General features: G+C 49.9%; 16 protein-coding genes, 1 tRNA gene and 3 pseudogenes. 8 read left to right on the forward strand and 12 right to left on the reverse strand.

Annotation, left to right across the window (positions count from 1 at the left end; genetic code table 11):
• Positions 1-20: 20 nt before the first annotated feature.
• The 3 genes from pyrI to pyrL are packed head-to-tail and all read right to left on the reverse strand — an operon-like array spanning position 21 to position 1568.
• On the reverse strand, positions 21-482 hold the full coding sequence (pyrI, locus tag BEA93_RS10345) for an aspartate carbamoyltransferase regulatory subunit (protein ID WP_000148581.1): 462 nt from the start codon (positions 480-482) through the stop codon (positions 21-23).
• A 12-nt stretch (positions 483-494) separates the two neighbouring features.
• Positions 495-1430: an aspartate carbamoyltransferase gene (pyrB, locus tag BEA93_RS10350; protein WP_000013036.1), complete on the reverse strand. Its 936-nt coding sequence runs from the start codon at positions 1428-1430 to the stop codon at positions 495-497.
• A 3-nt stretch (positions 1431-1433) separates the two neighbouring features.
• On the reverse strand, positions 1434-1568 hold the full coding sequence (pyrL, locus tag BEA93_RS10355; RefSeq protein ID WP_032141493.1) for a pyr operon leader peptide: 135 nt from the start codon (positions 1566-1568) through the stop codon (positions 1434-1436).
• A gap of 262 nt (positions 1569-1830) precedes the next feature.
• Between pyrL and tabA the strand changes: the two genes are divergently transcribed.
• Positions 1831-2283: a toxin-antitoxin biofilm protein TabA gene (gene tabA, locus BEA93_RS10360; RefSeq protein ID WP_000583473.1), complete on the forward strand. Its 453-nt coding sequence runs from the start codon at positions 1831-1833 to the stop codon at positions 2281-2283.
• A gap of 45 nt (positions 2284-2328) precedes the next feature.
• Here the strand turns inward: tabA and argF are convergent, their stop codons facing one another.
• The gene (argF, locus tag BEA93_RS10365) at positions 2329-3333 is read right to left on the reverse strand and encodes an ornithine carbamoyltransferase (RefSeq protein WP_000012892.1); all 1005 of its coding nucleotides are present in this window, start codon (positions 3331-3333) and stop codon (positions 2329-2331) included.
• A 160-nt stretch (positions 3334-3493) separates the two neighbouring features.
• Between argF and rraB the strand changes: the two genes are divergently transcribed.
• Positions 3494-3910: a ribonuclease E inhibitor RraB gene (rraB, locus tag BEA93_RS10370; protein ID WP_000002962.1), complete on the forward strand. Its 417-nt coding sequence runs from the start codon at positions 3494-3496 to the stop codon at positions 3908-3910.
• 45 nt (positions 3911-3955) lie between these two features.
• Here rraB and BEA93_RS10375 read toward each other — a convergent pair whose 3' ends face one another.
• Positions 3956-4459: a GNAT family N-acetyltransferase gene (locus BEA93_RS10375; RefSeq protein WP_001468314.1), complete on the reverse strand. Its 504-nt coding sequence runs from the start codon at positions 4457-4459 to the stop codon at positions 3956-3958.
• Positions 4460-4651: 192 nt separating this feature from the next.
• On the opposite strand from BEA93_RS10375, the gene BEA93_RS10380 reads away from it, so the two are divergent.
• Entirely contained in the window at positions 4652-5839 is a 1188-nt protein-coding gene (locus BEA93_RS10380; RefSeq protein WP_001014712.1) for a YjgN family protein, read from the forward strand.
• A 46-nt stretch (positions 5840-5885) separates the two neighbouring features.
• On the opposite strand, the gene valS is transcribed toward BEA93_RS10380, so the two are convergent.
• The 3 genes from valS to pepA all read right to left on the reverse strand — a co-directional run bounded on the left by valS (position 5886) and on the right by pepA (position 11054).
• On the reverse strand, positions 5886-8741 hold the full coding sequence (valS, locus tag BEA93_RS10385; protein WP_001517658.1) for a valine--tRNA ligase: 2856 nt from the start codon (positions 8739-8741) through the stop codon (positions 5886-5888).
• The gene (gene holC, locus BEA93_RS10390) at positions 8741-9184 is read right to left on the reverse strand and encodes a DNA polymerase III subunit chi (RefSeq protein ID WP_000786399.1); all 444 of its coding nucleotides are present in this window, start codon (positions 9182-9184) and stop codon (positions 8741-8743) included. The genes valS and holC overlap by 1 nt, the downstream gene beginning before the upstream one ends.
• Positions 9185-9542: 358 nt before the next feature.
• The gene (pepA, locus tag BEA93_RS10395) at positions 9543-11054 is read right to left on the reverse strand and encodes a leucyl aminopeptidase (RefSeq protein WP_000397162.1); all 1512 of its coding nucleotides are present in this window, start codon (positions 11052-11054) and stop codon (positions 9543-9545) included.
• A 153-nt stretch (positions 11055-11207) separates the two neighbouring features.
• Between pepA and ytgA the strand changes: the two genes are divergently transcribed.
• From ytgA to lptG, 3 genes are all read left to right on the forward strand, one after another.
• Positions 11208-11258: a protein YtgA gene (gene ytgA, locus BEA93_RS25695; protein WP_211180521.1), complete on the forward strand. Its 51-nt coding sequence runs from the start codon at positions 11208-11210 to the stop codon at positions 11256-11258.
• Between the two features lie 62 nt (positions 11259-11320).
• Complete coding sequence (lptF, locus tag BEA93_RS10400; protein WP_000584138.1) at positions 11321-12421, forward strand: LPS export ABC transporter permease LptF; 1101 nt, start codon at positions 11321-11323, stop codon at positions 12419-12421.
• Positions 12421-13503 (forward strand): LPS export ABC transporter permease LptG, encoded by a 1083-nt coding sequence (gene lptG / locus BEA93_RS10405; RefSeq protein ID WP_001182249.1) that lies wholly within the window; start codon positions 12421-12423, stop codon positions 13501-13503. The genes lptF and lptG overlap by 1 nt, the downstream gene beginning before the upstream one ends.
• A gap of 150 nt (positions 13504-13653) precedes the next feature.
• On the opposite strand, the gene BEA93_RS10410 is transcribed toward lptG, so the two are convergent.
• Positions 13654-15156: a helicase HerA-like C-terminal domain-containing protein gene (locus BEA93_RS10410; RefSeq protein ID WP_001294846.1), complete on the reverse strand. Its 1503-nt coding sequence runs from the start codon at positions 15154-15156 to the stop codon at positions 13654-13656.
• Between the two features lie 157 nt (positions 15157-15313).
• Positions 15314-15541: pseudogene (locus BEA93_RS10415) on the reverse strand (alcohol dehydrogenase catalytic domain-containing protein); the annotation flags it as partial.
• A 195-nt stretch (positions 15542-15736) separates the two neighbouring features.
• Here BEA93_RS10415 and BEA93_RS10420 point away from each other — a divergent pair.
• Both BEA93_RS10420 and yjhR read left to right on the forward strand, forming a co-directional pair.
• Positions 15737-15821 (forward strand) — tRNA-Leu (locus BEA93_RS10420).
• 303 nt (positions 15822-16124) lie between these two features.
• A pseudogene (gene yjhR, locus BEA93_RS10425) lies at positions 16125-19639 on the forward strand (helicase YjhR).
• A gap of 207 nt (positions 19640-19846) precedes the next feature.
• Here the strand turns inward: yjhR and BEA93_RS10430 are convergent.
• Positions 19847-20131: pseudogene (locus tag BEA93_RS10430) on the reverse strand (phosphorothioated DNA-binding restriction endonuclease); the annotation flags it as partial.
• A gap of 14 nt (positions 20132-20145) precedes the next feature.
• Positions 20146-21192 (reverse strand): sialate O-acetylesterase, encoded by a 1047-nt coding sequence (locus tag BEA93_RS10435; RefSeq protein ID WP_105224539.1) that lies wholly within the window; start codon positions 21190-21192, stop codon positions 20146-20148.
• Positions 21193-21235: the final 43 nt, after the last annotated feature.

A 21235-nucleotide genomic window follows, 5' to 3' on the forward strand; every position in this document is an offset into this window, starting at 1 on the left:
ACTTTTATTACCAACCGCAATTAATTGGCCAGCACCACATTATGGGAAAACTCTTTTTCGCAGTATTTGCATTTGAGCGCGATATCATTGGCGCGTTTTCTCACTGCAAAGCTGGAAGAAACCGGTTCGGCATGGCTGATACAGTTGCTGTTCGGGCAGACCAGCACATTGTCGATGCGCTCCGGCAGGCTGGGGCGCGATTTGCCAACCACTTCATAGTTGTCGATACGGTTTACCGTGGCTTGCGGTGCATACAATGCCAGTTGGTCTACCTGATCTTCACTCAAAAAGGTATTTTCGATTTTGATCAGATCCTTGCGCCCCATCTCGCCAGAAGGCAGGTTCAGACCAATGGTGATGCGCTGATCCGTTTCGGTCAGCTTGAACAGACTCAACAGCTTAAAACCGATCTGGGCGGGGATATGGTCAATTACCGTGCCGCGTTTAATAGCTTCAACCTGCAATTTATTATCGTGTGTCATCTCTATTTCCCCTTACAGTACCAGATCGCGATTCAGAACCAGTGCCAGTAACGCCTGGCGAGCGAAAATTCCGTTACCTGCCTGCTGGAAGTACCAGGCGTGCGGCGTTTTATCAACATCTGTCGCAATCTCATCAACGCGCGGCAGCGGATGCAGCACTTTCATATTGGCTTTGGCGTTGTGGAGATCGCTGGCGCGCAGGACAAACTGCGCTTTCACGTTGGCGTATTCAGACGGATCCAGGCGCTCTTTTTGCACGCGGGTCATATACAGAATATCCACTTCCGCCATCACTTCTTCGATGGCGCTATGCAGACTCCAGGCGATACCTTTTTCATCGAGCATATCCAGAATGTATTGCGGCATTGCCAACGCATCCGGGGCGATGAAGTAAAAACGGTTGCCGTCGAATTTTGCCAGCGCCTGGGTCAGAGAGTGCACGGTACGGCCATATTTCAGGTCACCGACCATTGCGACGTGGAGATTGTCCAGACGCCCCTGAGTTTCCTTAATCGTGAACAGATCCAGCAAGGTTTGCGTCGGATGTTGGTTGGAACCATCACCGGCATTCAGTACCGGTACATTGCCGGAAAACTCGGTGGCCAGGCGCGCCGCACCTTCCTGCGGGTGGCGCATCACAATCGCATCGACATAGGTACTAATAACCGAAATGGTATCGGCCAGCGTTTCCCCTTTTTTACCCAATGACGTGTTGGCGCTGTCGGAGAATCCCACCACGCTGGCACCCAGGCGGTGCATCGAGGTTTCGAAAGAGAGGCGGGTGCGGGTTGATGCTTCGAAGAAGCAACTGGCAATCACTTTATGTTTCAACAACTCTGGTTGCGGGTTTGCTTTCAGTTTCGCCGCTGTCGCCAGCACCAGATTAAGGTCATCGCGACTAAGGTCGTTTATGGAAATGATATGTTTTTGATATAGCGGATTAGCCATCTTTTATCTCCTGACGCCTGGGCAAAAAAAAGCCCCTCGATTGAGGGGCTGGGAATAGGTGATCAACGGGAAGAAAAACGGCAGGCCAGCGTCTTTTTTCAGACGCGGTAAGACAAAATGTCGAACACACTGAACCATACATCCTCCCGGCAAATTGTCCGGCATTATACTCAGCCAGAAAGTGGGATCAAGCGATTAATGCAAAAAACTCCCCAGGTAAACGATTGTTGTGAATTTATATGCTTTAAATTTGAATTTATAACATAAGGTGGGATGGCGCGGGAACGGGCAGGAAAATATGCGCTGGCGCAATCAGGCGGCAAAAAATACTGGTATGGCTATAAGGAATTACGTATAACAAGAGAAATGAAACAATGTTTTAATTGAGGAAAGGAAAGAAATGATCATCGGAAATATTCATAATCTCCAGCAATGGTTGCCGGAAGAGTTACGCCAGGCGATTGAGCATATTAAAGCGCACGTTACGGCAGAAACGCCAAAGGGTAAGCACGATATCGAAGGCAACCGTCTGTTTTATCTTATCTCTGAAGATATGACCGAGCCGTATGAAGCGCGTCGCGCAGAGTATCATGCTCGCTATCTCGACATTCAAATTGTGTTAAAAGGGCAGGAGGGCATGACCTTTAGCACGCAACCTGCGGGTACACCGGATACTGACTGGTTAGCAGATAAAGACATCGCTTTTTTGCCGGAAGGCGTTGAAGAGAAGACCGTCATCCTCAATGAAGGGGACTTTGTCGTGTTCTATCCGGGTGAAGTGCACAAGCCACTGTGCGCAGTGGGCGAGCCAGCCAGGGTTCGCAAAGCGGTTGTGAAGATGCAGATGGTATAAGCGGATTATACCGGTGGCGACGTTACGCCGCCTCCGGTACTGGTGTTATTTGGCAAGCGTCGCGACCATCACTGCTTTGATGGTATGCATACGGTTTTCCGCCTGATCAAAAACAATGCTGGCGGCAGATTCGAAGACCTCATCCGTCACTTCCATCCCACCATGCAGGCCAAATTCTTCAGCCATTTTCTTGCCAAGCGTGGTTTGATCGTCATGAAATGCGGGCAGACAGTGCAGGAATTTGACTTCGGGATTACCCGTCAACTGCATCATTTTGCTGTTTACCTGATAATCACGCAGCAGTGCAATACGTTCTGCCCATTTCTCTTTCGCTTCCCCCATCGACACCCACACATCGGTATAGATAAAGTCTGCGCCTTTAACGCCTGCCGCGATATCTTCTGTCAGTGTAATATTCCCGCCGTTCTGTTGTGCCAGCGCGCGACATTCCGCAACCAGCGAGGCTTCCGGCCAGCACGCCTGCGGTGCCACCAGGCGTAAATCCAGGCCAGTCAGCGCAGCAGCTTCCAGCATCGAATTGCCCATGTTGTTGCGGGCATCTCCGGCGTAGACCAGCGTCATTTCATTGAACGCTTTACCCGGTAAATATTCTTGCATGGTCAGCAGATCAGCCAGCAACTGCGTTGGATGGAATTCATTGGTCAGCCCGTTCCAGACCGGCACGCCAGCGTATTCTGCCAGCGTTTCGACGATCTCCTGACCATAGCCGCGATACTGAATACCGTCATACATGCGTCCAAGCACGCGGGCAGTATCTTTAATCGACTCTTTATGACCAATCTGGCTGCCGCTGGGGCCGAGATAAGTGACGCGAGCGCCCTGGTCATATGCGGCAACTTCGAAAGAGCATCGGGTACGTGTCGAGTCTTTTTCGAAGATGAGCGCGATGTTTTTACCCGTGAGTCTGGCTTCTTCAGTACCGTTTTTCTTATCGGCTTTCAGCTTCGCGGCTAACTGAAGCAGGCTGTTGATTTCAGCGGGTGTGAAATCGAGTAATTTCAGGAAATGCTTATGATAAAACCCGGACATAGATCCCTCCTGTGGCTAACGCCTAATGAATTAAAATTCAATTTATATGTATGAATATTCATTTGCAAGCCTGAGGCATAAATCTTTATCACAAAGGTGGAGGCAATGTCAGTGGTGTGTGACAATAAGAGTATCGGCAGGACATTAAGAGGAATAAGCCATGGCAAACCCGGAACAACTGGAAGAACAGCGTGAAGAAACGCGTTTGATTATTGAAGAATTACTGGAAGATGGTAGCGATCCAGACGCGCTGTACACCATCGAGCATCACCTTTCCGCAGACGATCTGGAAACCCTGGAAAAAGCGGCGGTTGAAGCATTTAAACTCGGCTATGAAGTGACCGATCCAGAAGAGCTGGAAGTTGAAGAGGGTGATATCGTGATTTGCTGTGACATCATCAGCGAATGCGCGTTGAATGCCGATCTGATCGATGCTCAGGTTGAGCAATTGATGAACCTGGCAGAGAAATTCGACGTTGAATACGACGGTTGGGGGACTTACTTTGAAGATCCTAACGGTGAAGAAGGCGACGATGAAGATTTTGTCGACGAAGATGATGACGGTGTTCGCCATTAATTAATTGATTAAAATGCCCGATAGCACACACTAGCGGGCATTTTTTTACAGTTCGCGCAGCATCCGCACTTCACAATCGACATGGCCCGTGCAGCCAAGCGCATAGTCGATATGTTGAAAACCTAAATGTTCATACAAACCAATCGCTTCTTTCAAAAAAGCGGTTGTTTCCAGATAGCAGCGTTTGAAGCCCATTTCTCGCGCCTGCTCCATCGCCATTAAGGCCAGTTTTTTTGCCAGCCCTTTGCCGCGAATAGCAGGAAGAAAATACATTTTTTGTAATTCGCAAATGTCTGACTCACTCCCGGTTAATGGCGCAATTCCGCCGCCGCCGACCACTTCGCCGTGGTATTCAACCACCCAATACGCATGGCCAGGCTGACTATACATTTGATACAGCTCGTCGAGATTGGGATCGGCAACGGTATAGCCTTTATCGGCGGTCAGACCGTACTCTGCGGACACCTGGCGGATGACGCTGGCAATAGCAGGATTATCGGTGGCGGTAAGTTTGCGCAAACGGAGCGCGGGAGAAGCGACAACATTCATAGCATAGCTCAATTTCAAATGTATGATTTATAGCTCACTTTAATACCACCCTCGCTTATGCGGTGCAAGAAGAAGATAAATCAGAAAATATTAAGCATATATCTCTTTGAGAAGGCGTATTCTAGGCGTACCAGTATTATTGTACTGGATTTATTATCTGTATGAATGGAATTTATTTTAGGGATATAGTTCATGAATGGTGTAAACGTCGGGAAAGATAATCCTCGTCACGCATTTGTTTTTACAGGCAAGGGTGGTGAGTATTTTCTTATTTGTCTTGTGAATTTTTTACTGACAATTATTACGCTGGGAATATATGGGCCGTGGGCATTAGTGAAATGCCGTCGTTATATTTATCAACATGTGACACTCAAGGGGCAACCATTTAGTTATAAGGGAACAGGTGGTGCCATTTTTGTTAGCATGTTACTTATTATGATCGTTTATTTTTTCAGTATTTTTTGTTTTTCAGGCCAACACTTTGTGCTTGGTTTTTTCCTGTTTGCCCTCTTGATCTGCGGTATTCCTTGCATGGCAGTGAAGAGTCTGCAATATCAGGCGAACATGACCTCACTGAATGGTATTCGCTTTGGCTTTAACTGCTCCATGCTCCGTGCATGGTGGGTGATGTTAGGTCTGCCTGTTCTGTTGGCGTTAGCTTTTTGGTTAGCGCTATACCTTATTGCGCAAGTTATGACATCAATAGGAGGATTAGTCTTTAATTTAGTGGTGTTAAGTTTACTTTCAGCCGTCGGATTGGGTGTTGTCCACGGTATTACCTATAGCAAATGGATGCCGTTGCTGGGTAATAACGCGACCTTTGGCACTCATCAGTTCTCTATTAAGGTAAACGTAAAAGAATGCATTAAAGGATGTATGCTCGCAATATTGACCATGGTTCCTTTCATCATTGTCATTGGTATTATGATTGCGCCAGTATTTCAGCAATTAATGATGATGACTATGTTAGGGCGGGCTGGTGCGGGTAGTGATCTTATATTGCAATATTACCCGCAGATTATGGCTTCCTATTTCCTGTATTTTGTGGCGATTCTTGTTTTTGCCAGTTATCTCTATGCAACGTTACGCGGTCTGTTTCTGAATAATCTGACACTGGCAAATGGAACAATTCATTTCCATTCGTCTGTTACCACCTTCGGTATGCTTCTGCGCATGTTTGCGATATTAATGGGGGCTTCAATCACCTGTGGACTGGCTTATCCCTGGCTGAAAATGTGGATGGTTGGCTGGATTGCCAATAATACCCATGTTCAGGGTGACCTTGATTCGCTGGAATTAACCAATGATGACAAACCGCAGGATAGCGGGCCGTTAATGTGGATATCTCGCGGTATTATGCCGTATGTTCCGTTTATCTAAATAAAAAGGCCGGAGCATGCTCCGGCCTTCGTTTTCACGGTGGGTATTACAGCGCGGCGATAACCGCCTGCTGTTCAATCAGTTTCGCTTTCGCTTCCGCATAACCTTCCAGCTTCTCACGCTCTTTCGCGATAACCGCTTCCGGTGCGCGGGATACAAAGCCTTCGTTCGCCAGCTTGTTCTCGATGCGGCTGATTTCGCCTTCGATCTTCGCCACTTCTTTTGCCAGACGTGCCAGCTCATCTTCTTTATTGATGAGGCCAGCCATCGGGATCAGCAGCTCAGCACCGTCGACGATCTTAGTAACGGAAACCGGACCTTTGTCATCGGCAGGCAGCACAGTGATGCTTTCCAGACGCGCCAGTGTTTGCAGGAAGCCACGGTTTTCATTTACGCGACGCTCTGCATCCGCACTGCAACCACGCAGCAGAAGCTCCAGCGGTTTGCCCGGTGCGATGTTCATTTCCGCGCGGATGTTACGCACCGCAATGATCGCCTGTTTCAGCCACTCGGTGTCAGCCAGCGCCGCCTCATCAACCTGAGACGCATCGTACTGCGGGAACGGTTGCAGCATGATGGTGTCGGCAGTGATGCCGCACAGTACTTTCACACGCTGCCAGATGGTTTCGGTGATGAACGGAATGATCGGATGCGCGAGGCGCAGCAGACCTTCCAGCACGGTCACCAGCGTATGGCGAGTACCACGTAGTTCGGCTTCAGTTCCACCGTTCATTACCGGCTTGGTCAGCTCCAGATACCAGTCGCAGAACTGGTTCCAGGTGAACTCATACAAAATGCCTGCGGCGATATCGAAGCGGAAGCTATCCAGCGCTTCGCGGTACGCTTTGATGGTCTGGTTGAACTCCGCCAGGATCCAGCGGTCTGCCAGTGACAGGGTCATTTCGCCGCCGTTAAAGCCGCAATCCTGACCTTCAGTGTTCATCAGCACAAAGCGGCTGGCGTTCCACAGTTTGTTACAGAAGTTACGGTAACCTTCCAGACGCTTCATATCCCAGTTGATGTCACGACCGGTAGAAGCCAGCGCCGCCAGGGTGAAGCGCAGGGCGTCAGTACCGTGCGGCTCAATACCGTTCGGGAACTGCTTCTCGGTGCGCTTACGGATTTTATCCGCCAGTTGTGGCTGCATCATATTGCCGGTACGTTTTTCCAGCAGTTCTGGCAGCGAAATACCGTCGACCATATCCAGCGGGTCAATCACGTTACCCTTGGATTTGGACATCTTCTGGCCTTCGTCATCACGAATCAGACCGGTCATGTAAACGGTGTGGAACGGCACCTGCGGCTTGCCATTTTCATCTTTGATGAAATGCATGGTCATCATGATCATGCGGGCAATCCAGAAGAAGATGATGTCGAAGCCAGATACCATCACACTGGTCGGGTGGAACTGACGCAGGGCGTCGGTGTTTTCCGGCCAGCCAAGAGTAGAGAAGGTCCACAGCGCAGAGGAGAACCAGGTATCGAGAACGTCTTCGTCCTGACGCAGAGCGACGTCGGCGGCAAGGTTATTTTCCTTGCGCACTTCATCTTCGTTGCGGCCAACATAAACATTACCCGCGTCGTCGTACCATGCCGGAATGCGGTGACCCCACCACAGTTGACGAGAGATACACCAGTCCTGAATATCACGCATCCAGGAGAAGTACATGTTTTCGTACTGCTTCGGTACGAACTGAATGTCGCCGTTCTCAACCGCTTCAACTGCCGGTTTCGCCAGTACATCGGCACGTACATACCACTGGTCGGTCAGCATCGGTTCGATAACTACGCCGCCACGGTCGCCGTAAGGAACAGTCAGGTCGTGCGGTTTAATCTCTTCCAGCAGGCCGAGGGCATCAACGGCAGCAACGATCGCTTTGCGTGCAGCAAAACGCTCCAGTTTCTGGAATTCTGCCGGGATCTCGCTGGAATAAACGTCAGATTCGTTACCTTTGGTATCGAACACCTGGGCGCTTTCACGGATATCACCGTCAAAGGTCAGGATGTTGATCATCGGCAGAGCGTGGCGTTTACCTACTTCATAGTCGTTAAAGTCGTGCGCCGGAGTGATCTTCACGCAGCCAGTGCCTTTTTCCATGTCGGCGTGTTCGTCGCCAACGATAGGAATACGACGGTTCACCAGCGGAAGAATGACATATTTGCCAATCAGATCTTTGTAACGCGGATCTTCCGGGTTAACAGCGACGCCGGTATCGCCCAGCAGAGTTTCCGGGCGGGTGGTCGCGACGACCAGATAATCTTTACCGTCTGCGGTTTTCGCGCCGTCAGCCAGCGGATAGCGGATGTGCCACATCGAACCTTTCGATTCGCGGTTTTCCACTTCCAGGTCAGAGATAGCGGTGCGCAGTTTCGGATCCCAGTTGACCAGGCGTTTGCCACGGTAAATCAGGTCTTCTTTATACAGACGAACGAAAACTTCTTTCACCGCATTGGAAAGCCCTTCATCCATAGTGAAGCGCTCACGCTCCCAGTCGACGGAGTTGCCGAGACGACGCATCTGACGAGTAATGGTGCCGCCGGATTCCGCTTTCCATTCCCAGATTTTATCGATGAAGGCTTCGCGGCCATAGTCGTGACGGGTTTTACCTTCTTCTGCGGCAATCTTGCGCTCAACGACCATCTGGGTAGCGATCCCGGCGTGGTCAGTACCGACCTGCCACAGGGTATTTTTACCCTGCATGCGCTGATAGCGGATCATGGTATCCATGATGGTTTGCTGGAAGGCGTGACCCATATGCAAACTGCCGGTGACGTTCGGCGGCGGGATCATGATGCAGAAACTTTCCTGGCTTTCATCGCCATTAGGCTTAAAGTAGCCCTGCTTTTCCCAGTGCTCGTAAAGCGGCTGTTCGATATCTTGTGGGTTGTATGTCTTTTCCATTATTTCCAGGTTGCCGTATTCAGGTTGAAACCAGCCACGCGGTAGGCTTTATAGCGTTCGCGCGCCAGTTGTTTCAGAGAATCTTCATAAGGGACGAAGTCTACCACTTCTGTGAAAGCGGTGGCAAAATCTGCAAAGCTTGTTCGCAGACTAATCAATATATCGCGCGGGCTGCTGCTACGTTTTTGCGGCCAGGCGATCTCCACTGGCGCACCGCCGCGCGGTCCTTCTCCCGCTAAATTGTGCGGAACAAAACTTTCTGCCGGACGCGCCCACAGGGCTTCGTCCAGCCGGTAAGCCTGTTTTTCATCTTCACAGGCGATGAGCACGCGCTTACCGCTGCGCCAACGTTCTGCGGCAATTTCACACACCAGTTGCTCAACGGCGCTTAAGCCATCAACGGTGGTGTCATTGTCCAGAAGGTAGAACGTTGCGTTTTTCATATATGGGGCTTCTTGTGGTGGATTTAAATATGCATCAGGTAATACACCGCATTGCCTGATGCGCCGCTGTCGCGTCTTATCAGGCCTACAAGTTCGGTGCTGTGTGTAGGTCGGATAAGGCGTTCACGCCGCATCCGACAATAACAACATTGCCTGATGCGCCGCTGTCGCGTCTTATCAGGCCTACAAGTTCGGTGCTGTGTGTAGGTCGGATAAGGCGTTCACGCCGCATCCGACAATAACAACATTGCCTGATGCGCCGCTGTCGCGTCTTATCAGGCCTACGAGTTCAGTGCTGCGTGTAGGCCGGATAAGGCGTTCACGCCGCATCCGGCAAGAACAATAATTCTTGATGCAATCACTCTTCGCCGTTAAACCCGGCGCGGTTCAACAGGAACTGTGCCAGCAACGCCACCGGACGGCCGGTTGCGCCTTTTGCTTTACCAGAACGCCACGCAGTACCCGCGATATCCAGGTGTGCCCAGTTGTACTTACGCGTAAAGCGCGACAGGAAACAGCCTGCGGTAATCGCCCCGCCAGGACGCCCGCCAATGTTCGCCATATCGGCAAAATTGGACTCCAACTGTTCCTGGTACTCGTCACCCAGCGGTAAACGCCATGCGCGGTCGCCAGACTGTTCAGACGCGGCAATCAGCTCATGAGCCAGCGGGTTGTGGTTCGCCATCAGGCCAGTGATATGATGGCCCAGCGCGATCACACAAGCACCCGTCAACGTCGCCACGTCAATCACCGCCTCTGGCTCAAAACGCTCAACATAAGTTAACACATCGCACAGCACCAGACGGCCTTCAGCGTCGGTATTCAGCACTTCAACGGTTTGACCGGACATGGTGGTTAACACATCGCCCGGACGATAGGCACGACCGCCAGGCATGTTTTCGCAGCCTGCCAGCACGCCGATAACATTAATCGGCAGTTGCAGCTCCGCGACCATACGCATCACGCCGTAAACTGCCGCCGCGCCGCACATATCGTACTTCATCTCATCCATGCCTTCGGAAGGCTTGATCGAGATACCGCCGGAGTCGAAGGTTAAGCCTTTACCGACCAGCACGATTGGGCGCGCATCTTCCGACGCGTTGCCTTTGTACTCAATCACCGACATCAGCGATTCGTTCTGCGAACCCTGACCAACCGCCAGATAGGAGTGCATCCCCAGCTCTTTCATCTGCTGTTCACCGATAACGCGGGTGATGACATTTTTGCTGTAGCTGTCAGCCAACTGGCGTGCCTGGGAGGCGAGGTAGGCGGCGTTACAGATATTTGGCGGCATATTGCCGAGATCTTTCGCCGCTTTGATCCCTGCGGCAATCGCCAGACCGTGCTGGATCGCACGCTCACCACTGGTAAGTTCACGGCGAGTCGGTACGTTGAACACCATTTTACGCAGCGGACGACGCGGCTCGGTCTTATTCGTTTTTAGTTGATCAAAACTGTATAGCGTCTCTTTTGCCGTCTCGACAGCCTGACGCACTTTCCAGTAGTTATTGCGGCCTTTGACGTGCAGTTCAGTCAGGAAGCAGACCGCTTCCATTGAGCCAGTATCATTCAGTGTATTAATGGTTTTCTGAATAACCTGCTTATACTGGCGCTCATCCAGCTCACGTTCTTTGCCACAACCAATAAGGAGGATGCGCTCGGAGAGCACATTTGGCACATGGTGCAGCAACAGGGTCTGCCCCGGTTTTCCTTCCAGTTCGCCCCGGCGTAGCAGGGCGCTGATGTACCCATCACTGATCTTATCGAGCTGTTCTGCAATCGGAGAAAGGCGACGTGGTTCGAAGACGCCCACGACGATGCAGGCACTCCGCTGTTTCTCCGGGCTACCGCTTTTTACACTAAACTCCATGCACTACGCTCCTGAATCTTAAAGACAACGGCGGTGGCTACAGATAGAATTGCAAGCTTTCGTAACTCATGTCCGCTGTTGCGATGACTTCGTGTTAATCTTAACGTTATTACGGCATTGGCACGTCAGAACAAAATCTGAGGGGCGAATCCGTTGAGTATAATTATCTTAGCGACGATTTCGACGACTCAAGAGAATAAATGACGTTTAAGCCATGAAACAAGCTAAAATCCTGCAAAAGACGAGTTTTTACGGGCGTATTTAAAGTGATAATCATAAGATATCTGGTTCGGGAGACGCTCAAAAGCCAGTTGGCGATACTCTTCATCTTGCTTTTGATCTTCTTCTGTCAAAAGTTAGTGAGGATCCTCGGCGCGGCGGTTGACGGCGACATTCCGGCGAACCTGGTGCTCTCCCTTCTTGGGTTGGGCGTGCCGGAAATGGCGCAGCTTATCCTGCCATTAAGCCTGTTCCTCGGGCTGCTGATGACGTTGGGTAAACTGTATACCGAAAGTGAAATTACGGTAATGCATGCCTGTGGCCTGAGCAAAGCGGTTCTGGTCAAAGCGGCGATGGTTCTCGCGGTATTCACGGCGATTGTCGCGGCGGTTAACGTTATGTGGGCAGGACCGTGGTCATCGCGCCATCAGGATGAAGTGTTAGCGGAAGCGAAAGCTAACCCCGGCATGGCGGCGCTGGCGCAAGGTCAGTTCCAGCAAGCGACGAATGGCAGCTCGGTGCTGTTCATCGAAAGTGTTGACGGTAGCGATTTCAAAGATGTGTTCCTCGCGCAAATTCGACCAAAAGGTAATGCGCGTCCTTCCGTGGTGGTGGCCGATTCCGGACATTTAACTCAGTTGCGAGATGGCTCTCAGGTCGTGACCCTCAATCAGGGAACGCGCTTCGAAGGCACTGCACTGCTGCGTGATTTCCGCATTACGGACTTCCAGGATTATCAGGCGATCATCGGTCATCAGGCGGTAGCGCTGGACCCGAACGATACTGACCAGATGGACATGCGCACACTGTGGAACACTGACACCGATCGTGCCCGCGCGGAACTGAACTGGCGTATCACTTTGGTATTCACCGTGTTTATGATGGCGCTCATGGTTGTGCCTCTGAGCGTGGTTAACCCGCGTCAGGGGCGTGTCCTGTCGATGCTACCGGCCATGTTGCTGTATCTGCTTTTCTTCCTGATCCAGACCTCGCTGAAATCGAACGGCGGTAAAGGTAAGTTGGACCCGACGCTGTGGATGTGGACCGTAAACCTGATTTATCTGGCTTTGGCGATTGTTCTCAACCTTTGGGATACGGTGCCGGTCCGCCGTCTGCGCGCCAGTTTTACGCGTAAAGGAGCGGTATAATGCAACCCTTTGGTGTACTTGACCGCTATATCGGTAAAACTATTTTCACCACCATCATGATGACGCTGTTCATGCTGGTGTCGCTTTCCGGCATTATCAAGTTTGTCGATCAGTTGAAAAAAGCCGGGCAGGGGAGCTACGACGCGTTAGGCGCGGGGATGTATACCCTGCTGAGCGTGCCGAAAGATGTGCAAATCTTCTTCCCGATGGCGGCCTTGCTGGGCGCGTTGCTCGGACTGGGGATGCTGGCACAACGCAGCGAACTGGTGGTAATGCAGGCTTCTGGTTTTACCCGCATGCAGGTGGCGCTGTCAGTGATGAAAACCGCCATTCCACTGGTCTTGTTGACCATGGCGATTGGCGAGTGGGTCGCGCCGCAGGGCGAACAGATGGCGCGTAACTACCGTGCGCAGGCGATGTACGGCGGCTCGTTGCTCTCTACCCAGCAAGGTTTATGGGCGAAAGATGGCGACAACTTTGTCTATATTGAACGAGTAAAAGGCGATGAAGAGTTAGGTGGCATCAGTATTTATGCCTTCAACGAGAATCGTCGTCTGCAATCCGTTCGCTATGCTGCTTCCGCGAAGTTTGACCCGGAACATAAAGTCTGGCGTCTCTCGCAGGTTGATGAATCTGACCTGACCAATCCCAAACAGATAACCGGTTCGCAGACCGTGAGCGGTACCTGGAAAACCAACCTCACGCCGGACAAACTGGGCGTTGTAGCGCTGGATCCGGATGCTCTCTCCATTAGTGGTTTACACAACTACGTGAAGTATCTGAAGTCGAGTGGCCAGGACGCCGGACGTTATCAGCTCAATATGTGGAGCAAAATCTTCCAGCCGCTTTCTGTCGCGGTGATGATGTTGATGGCGCTGTCGTTCATCTTCGGTCCACTGCGCAGCGTGCCGATGGGCGTGCGCGTGGTCACCGGTATCAGCTTTGGCTTTGTGTTCTACGTGCTGGATCAGATCTTCGGCCCACTGACGCTGGTTTACGGTATCCCGCCGATCATCGGCGCACTGTTGCCAAGCGCCAGCTTCTTCTTAATCAGCCTGTGGCTGTTAATGAGAAAATCGTAACTTGATGAACGAATAAAGGGAGCATAAGCTCCCTTTATTATTGTCAGCAAAGTGTGTTTCGTTCATGCCTGAAAAATCAATATATTGCAGTGGTGTAGGCCTGATAAGACCCGCCAGCGCCGCATCAGGCGAAGATAAATCGCACCTGACTTACCTTCTTCTTCCCCCCAGCAAACTCCCCAGCACCCCGCGTATAATCTGGTTCGTCACCTGACGGGCGGCGCTTTTCGCCATAGTCTGTACCACGCCATCTTTCTTCCCGCCGCGCGGTCCGGTAGTGCCAAACAAAATATCCTTCAACCCACCCAGAATACCGTCATCTTCACTTATCTCTTTCCCTTTGGCAGGAGGGTTATTTTGCTGTTCGGTACTGGCCTGCACGCCTTTTTGCAGCATCTCATAGGCGGATTCCCGGTCTACGTCATCTTCATACTTGCCATACACCGGAGAGTGATTAATCAGGCCGTTACGCTCATCTTCCGTTACCGGCCCCATCCGTGAACAAGGCGCGATCACCATCGCACGCTCTACCACAGAAGGACTTCCTTTCGCATCCAGAAAAGAGATCAACGCTTCGCCGGTTCCTAGTTCCTGAATCGCCTTTTCCGTATCAAATGCCGGATTGGGACGCATGGTTTGCGCCGCCGTCTTCACCGCTTTCTGGTCTTTCGGCGTGAAGGCGCGCAGAGCGTGCTGAACGCGATTTCCCAACTGCCCAAGCACGTTGTCAGGGATATCAGACGGGTTTTGCGAAACAAACCAGACGCCCACACCTTTCGAGCGGATAAGTCTTATTACCTGTTCAATCTTATCCAACAACACCTGCGGTGCATCGTTGAACAGCAGATGCGCTTCGTCGAAGAAAAATACCAGTTTCGGTTTATCCAAATCGCCTGCTTCTGGCAGTTGCTCATACAACTCAGAAAGCATCCACAGCAGGCTGGCGGCGTACAGTTTTGGCATCTGGTAGAGCTTTTCGGCGCTAAGAATATTGATAACACCTTTACCGTTGGCATCGGTACGCATCCAGTCTTTGATATCCAGCATCGGCTCACCAAAGAAATGCGTCGCCCCTTGCTGTTCCAGTGTCAGTAATCCGCGCTGGATGGCGCCAACCGATGCGCTACTGATATTACCGTACTGATTCTGGAATGATTTGGCGTTATCACCGATATATTGGGTAATCGCCCGGAGATCTTTAAAGTCGAGTAACAATAGTCCCTGATCGTCGGCAATACGGAAGATGATATTCAGCACGCCGGATTGCACGTCGTTGAGATTTAACAGCCGTGCAAGCAACAGCGGTCCCAGATCCGAGACCGTTGCCCGTACTGGATGACCTTTCTCACCAAAAATATCCCACACAACGACTGGATTCGCATGTGGCTGCCAGTCGTTGACGCCGATATTTTTCAACCGAGCGAGCAGTTTTTCCGAGGTAGTACCTTCTGCCGCAACCCCGGTCAAATCACCTTTTACATCGGCCATAAATACCGGAACGCCGATTTCTGACAGAGATTCCGCCAGTTTTTGCAGCGTGACAGTTTTACCTGTCCCTGTTGCGCCAGTAATCAGTCCGTGACGGTTAGCCATAGCGGGTAGTAAAAACAGTTCTGTGTCCGGCGTGCGGGCAATTAAACGCGGTTCGCTCATGAGATTTCCTCCAGTTCCCTGCCTGGAGTATAGACACGGTTGAGCGCTTTTCACCACTAAATTCAGCCGATTGCGAGATATCTTAAAGACCGGTAGAAGTGACCCGGCAGAGCGATCAGAGGTCGACACGCTGACTGATTTGCAAACCTTTATCTTACGCGGCGCTACCCAGCGCAACCACGCGACCAATCACTTCATGACAGGCAACCAGTGGGTACTGTGAGAATCCCCACTTGTTGTCGAGCATCGACAGGCCAGAATGGCAAATCCCGCAGTAATCCACCTGTACTTCGCCGTCTTGTGGCTTCAGTTCACCGGGATCGTACTCATAGAGCTCCAGTTCCCCGCCAGCCTCTTTTGCAGCATAGCTTTTTATCATCGACATGCTTTTGCCCTTCTCTGATATTGCCCGGGAAGTGTAGAGCATGGTCGGGCGGGAGGCCTGGAGTGTGACAAAGGTTACACATTACTGAGAATGGTGCTGAAATTTTCAGCACTTAGCAAGGTGGGTGCAAGCTGACGCTTGCATGGCGGCGCGTGACAGGTATAATCCACAACGTTTTCCGCATACCTCTTCAGTGCCGAAGTGGCGAAATCGGTAGACGCAGTTGATTCAAAATCAACCGTAGAAATACGTGCCGGTTCGAGTCCGGCCTTCGGCACCAAAAGTATGTAAATAGACCTCAACTGAGGTCTTTTTTTATGCCTGAAATCCGCGCCACACAAATCTTTTCCGCTGTTTTTTCCAACTAACGTCAACCTGGTTCAATCCATATTAAATCCCTTAAGAATACCGAACCAAGTATGTTTGCGCTTATCTATTAAGGATTCGGCTCTTTCAGAAAATCTAATCCATCCTCCAGGCACAATATTTATTGCGATCGTGCTCGCATCGTGGACAATGTTTAATCATAAGTAATATTTACATCAATGAAATCAATGATTTCTATCATGTCACGGAATGGAAAATGGACAGCAATACATTGGGATTCACTTCATACTGGCGCAACTCCTTAGCTGACGCCGAATCTGGTAAAGGAACGTTTTCACGTAAAGATACAGATTCATTCATTCGATGGATAAATATCACCACAGGGAAGTTGGATGACGAGACTATTCGGGCATTTTTTGACGGTGAAGGGGAGTCGGTAAAAACCGTTGAAGTCGTGTTACGGCCCCAAGTGTGGAACCGCATAGTAAAGCATGGCAAAGAGCAAATGGCAGATGCACCCGCAATTATCACGCCACTGGTTACCTCCGCTCTTCTGAATAGGGAAGGTTTTTTGTTTCCTGCCGCTTCAGCCACTATTCCCCGCGATCTGCTTGAACCTCTCCCTTCCGGTCATTTTTCTATTGGTGAGTTGGCGCAATATGACAAATACAAAACCACGCATAACACAGCCACCATTAATGAAGATGACCCAGAACATTACGAAGAAACTGACGAAGAGAAAGCGGAACGCCATGCCAGGTATCGTCAGCATTGGCAAAATTATCTTCAACAGTCAGATAACCTTTTAAGAAACGTCACTGGAAATTGGGTCGCTACATCTGAGCCATACGAACGGGCTGGATACGGTTATATAGTTAAAGCTAGCCAGCATGTAGGGGCCAGCGTTCATATCCTGCCTATGTATGACCATCTTCTGATGAGCCAGGTTAAGGTTCCGCTATTAACGCGTTTTGCCTCAAACGAAATGGCTCCAGTGGAGCCACTTCTCGCTAAGAATGTGATGTTCTGCGAACGTTTGGGGCATTCCGGCGATAAGTTTCCGCTGGCAGTGGCGCAGCGCGATGCCCTGAGCCATTATCTGACTCAACAGCAGGGTGATATGCTCGCTGTCAACGGTCCTCCGGGAACGGGTAAAACTACGCTGGTGCTTTCTATTATTGCCACCGAATGGACAAGAGCCGCACTTAATCAAACTGAACCTCCTGTAATCATTGCCACATCGACTAACAATCAGGCCGTCACCAATATTATTGAAGCCTTTGGAAAAGATTTCTCTACTGGTTTTGGCGTAATGTCTGGGCGTTGGTTGCCGGAGGTAATAAGCTATGGCGCTTATTTTCCGTCTAAAAGCCGTCTGGTTGAGGCAGCGAAGAAATACCAGACTGGAGATTTTTTTAACCGCGTTGAATCCCAGGAATATCTGGAAAAAGCCCGGGCCTTTTACCTTGAAAAAGCGGAGGCGGCGTTTGGAGCTGGAGAGTACAATTCGCCAGAGCATGTAGTGACGCTTTTGCATGAACGTTTAACTTCACAGTTTATGCAACTTCAGCAAATCGAACCCGCATGGCGCAGACTCAATGATATCCGCCATGAACAGCGAGTCATCAGTGAGAATCTCGACCAGTATCTTCAGGACAAAAACACACTTCTTCTCAATATTGGCAATGAAATTTCACTTTTAGTCAGAGGTAAAAAGCAGTGGCAGCAATACCGTGCCAATGAGTCGCTTATGTATGCATTTTTGTCATGGCCCCTGCTGTTCGTGCTAAACGCCATTACCAGATTAACCTCTTCCTGGACTCTACGTTCGGCGCAAGAATGACAGCGTTCCAGGGAAATTGTCCCGAAGATATTGATAAATTTATCGATAGTTTGATCGCTAAAGCGCAACAAGAGCAGGCGGTGTGCCAACAGAATATCAACTTTGCGCAGGACATAGCCCGACGTGAAGTGGAAGCAGCAAAACAATGGCACGAGTTGACTTATGCGCTGGGCTACAGGGGATGCGATGAGCTGAACCTCGCCGGCGCGGACGAGCTTGCCGATACTCAGATTCGTTTTCCTGCGTTCTTGCTAGCGACTCATTATTGGGAAGGTCGCTGGCTGATGGATATGGCGACAATCGATAATCTGCAAAAAGAAAAAGGACTCACTGGGGCGATTAGTGTCAAGGCCCGATGGCGAAGAAGAATGAAACTTACCCCCTGTGTGGTGATGACCTGCTACATGTTGCCTTCTCAAATGATAACGGGGAAATTTGTCGGAGGTGCCAGGCAATTTGATAATGATTATTTATATAACTTTGCTGATTTACTGATCGTCGATGAAGCAGGGCAGGTGCTCCCGGAGGTTGCTGCGGCTTCCTTTGCATTAGCTAAGAAAGCGCTGGTAATAGGCGATACAGAACAAATAGCACCAATCTGGAATTGTCTGCCTGTCACCGATATAGGCAATATGCTGGAGGAGAACATTCTTTCTGGCGACACTCAGGAAGAGCTAATGAATGCATATTCCCATGTGTGTGAGTCTGGAAAAAGTGCGGCATCCGGCAGCGTGATGAAAGTTGCTCAGTACAATTCTCGCTACCAATATGATCCCAGGTTCGAGCGCGGAATGTATCTGTATGAGCATCGTCGCTGTTTCAATAACATCATCGGCTACTGTAACTCACTTTGCTATCACGGTAAGTTGCAGCCCAAAAGAGGAATGGAAAAAGAGACGATTTTCCCGGCAATGGGGTTTTTGCATATTGACGGCAGGGGCATGAAGCCAAATGGAGGTAGCCGTTATAACCCTCTTGAAGCGGAAACAATTGCAGCATGGCTGGTGGCGCATAAGGATGGTATAGAGCGCCATTACGGGGAACCGCTGTATAAAGTCGTTGGTATTGTGACGCCATTTTCGGCACAGGTTAATGCCATCAAGACGTCATTGCGTAAGCTGGAGATTAATTGCAATGACGAAGAGGGTTCGCTGACCGTGGGGACTGTGCACTCCTTGCAGGGTGCGGAAAGGGCGATTGTTCTCTTTTCTACGGTCTATTCAAAACATGAAGATGGTCAGTTTATTGACAGCAATAGCAGTATCCTGAATGTCGCAGTCTCACGCGCTAAAGATAGTTTTCTGGTCTTCGGTGATATGGACCTTATAGAGATGCAGCCAGCATTTTCGCCGCGAGGGTTATTGGCAAAATTTCTGTTTGCTTCAGATAATAATGCGTTGCAATTTGAGTTTCAGAAACGGCAGGATTTAAGTTCCGCACAGACACAAATTTCAACGTTGCATGGTGTGGAGCAGCATGATGAATTTTTGAATAATGCTCTGGCCGCAGCTCAACAGAAGATCACGATTATTTCCCCCTGGTTATCCTGGCAAAAAGTGGAGCAAACGGGTTTTCTTGCGTCGATGGCTCTGGCCCGTTCCCGGGGTATTGATATTACCGTGGTAACGGATAAAAACTGCAATATTGCGCATGTCGATGATGATAAGCGCCAGGAGAAACTGCATCTTCTAAATGATGCAGTCGAAAAGCTCAATAATATGGGCATTGCTACAAAATTGGTGAATCGCGTTCACAGCAAAATTGTGATTAGAGATGAGGAGTTGCTGTGCGTTGGATCTTTTAACTGGTTCAGTGCTGCGCGAGAAGATAAATATCAACGATACGATACGTCTTTGGTGTACCGTGGCGAAGGCGTAAAAAATGAAATAAAGGCGATATATAGCAGTCTGGATCAACGTCAGCTATAAGTGTGATGAACAGTTCACAACACAGGAGTGGTAAGGGATATATTTTAACAATGTGAAGGCGACTTTCAGATTTATTGCGAGTCGCTTTTCCTGATTTTCAATCTTATTGTTTACCTAATCATTCTCCTTTGCATAATGCGCCTGGCATTAACGACAGGGGCTTTTAGGAATGAAAGCAGATACAACAATGGCCTAATGTCTTCGGCCCGTATTAAGCATATCATCATTGTCTAATTGCCAGAATCCATCGCCTTGTAATCGCCAGAACGGCATATCAGGCCGATACTGCGAATGCTGTGATCCAAAACGTTCCAGTAAACTGTGCAGAGGTTCGTAGATTTCCGAGCCATAATCGAAAAGGCGTGGATGTCCATGCTGGTAGCCAGCCAATACGTATAGCAGTAACAGAGGTTTATGTGGCGCGCGCTGTTCACCCTTGTGCCAGATTTTTATGTTGGCAATTGCCTGCTGTTCAAACCCGCAAGCGAAGATATATTACCTTGATCTCATTTGTTTTTTTGTTGCCTGTTCTGAGAACGTATAAGAGTATCCCCCATGAATAAACTCCCCGACCACCTTTCGCAGCAATACCGTAAAATAGCTTCAACAAATTTGTCAGAAATAATCCCCCGACGGGCTGCTGAGCTGAAATGACTGCTGCGTAGCACCGTCGTCCAGTTTTCTGGTGTTCGGTACGCTGAACCGTAATATCCCGTGCTAAAATCGTCCGGATCTTCATCTGGCTCGTTCGTCAGCCCTCTTTCACCTTGTTGCTGGAAGCCGACGAAAATAATATTGGCTAAGGCATTATTTTTATAATTGCCATAAATCGTTTCATACGCATGAGGGTAATTTTCTTTCCAGTACCAGGTGGTATCGCCGCAAAACCACGGAGCGGCAGCAATATTATTAAGCTGAGAACGATACTGTTTCAAATCCTCACGAAAGGCTTCAACCATATGATTAAAGTATTGAGGATGTAACGCGTAGTCACTGGTCATTAAGTCAAATTCGCCCTGCATCCAGCATATGCCGAGGAATTTATTCTGCGGATTCTTTGACAGTGCCGTTCGTGTTCTGTTGACTAAATCCTGATACAGCGGAGTATCCGCTCCCCAACGACATGAATCATGGCTGGCTCCGTGCTGTTCTGAATATGTCCCTTCGCTGCCCGTGGTAAAAGCCGATCCACCACGGCAACAGGGAACGATAAGAACGCCTGCATTATCAGGAATGAAGGGCAGTAATTTCCGCGCAATATGTAGTGCCTGGCCAACGGTGCCGTACTGTGTTTGATGATTCGTTGCCAGAGGATGGTGATAACCCTGCATATCCTGGACATCGTGTGGGCAGTGAGTCAGTGGAATAATGTCATTAAATTGACATAACGGGCCACCGGGATGCGTCTGAGTGAATCTCGCCAGTTGTTTTATTCTGGGATGAGGCGCATCTTCACTGTCTGGTAACGGGAGTCCTTCGCCATACGCCATAGCATTAGACTGACCGGCAACGGTAAGAACATAGTAATAATCGGGCGATATTATTGCGTTCATATAAATGTCGCGTAATTAAAATGATGAATTGATATCAGGGCTC

The sequence above is a fragment of the Escherichia sp. MOD1-EC5950 genome, from assembly GCF_002965345.1.
GTDB lineage: Bacteria > Pseudomonadota > Gammaproteobacteria > Enterobacterales > Enterobacteriaceae > Escherichia > Escherichia marmotae.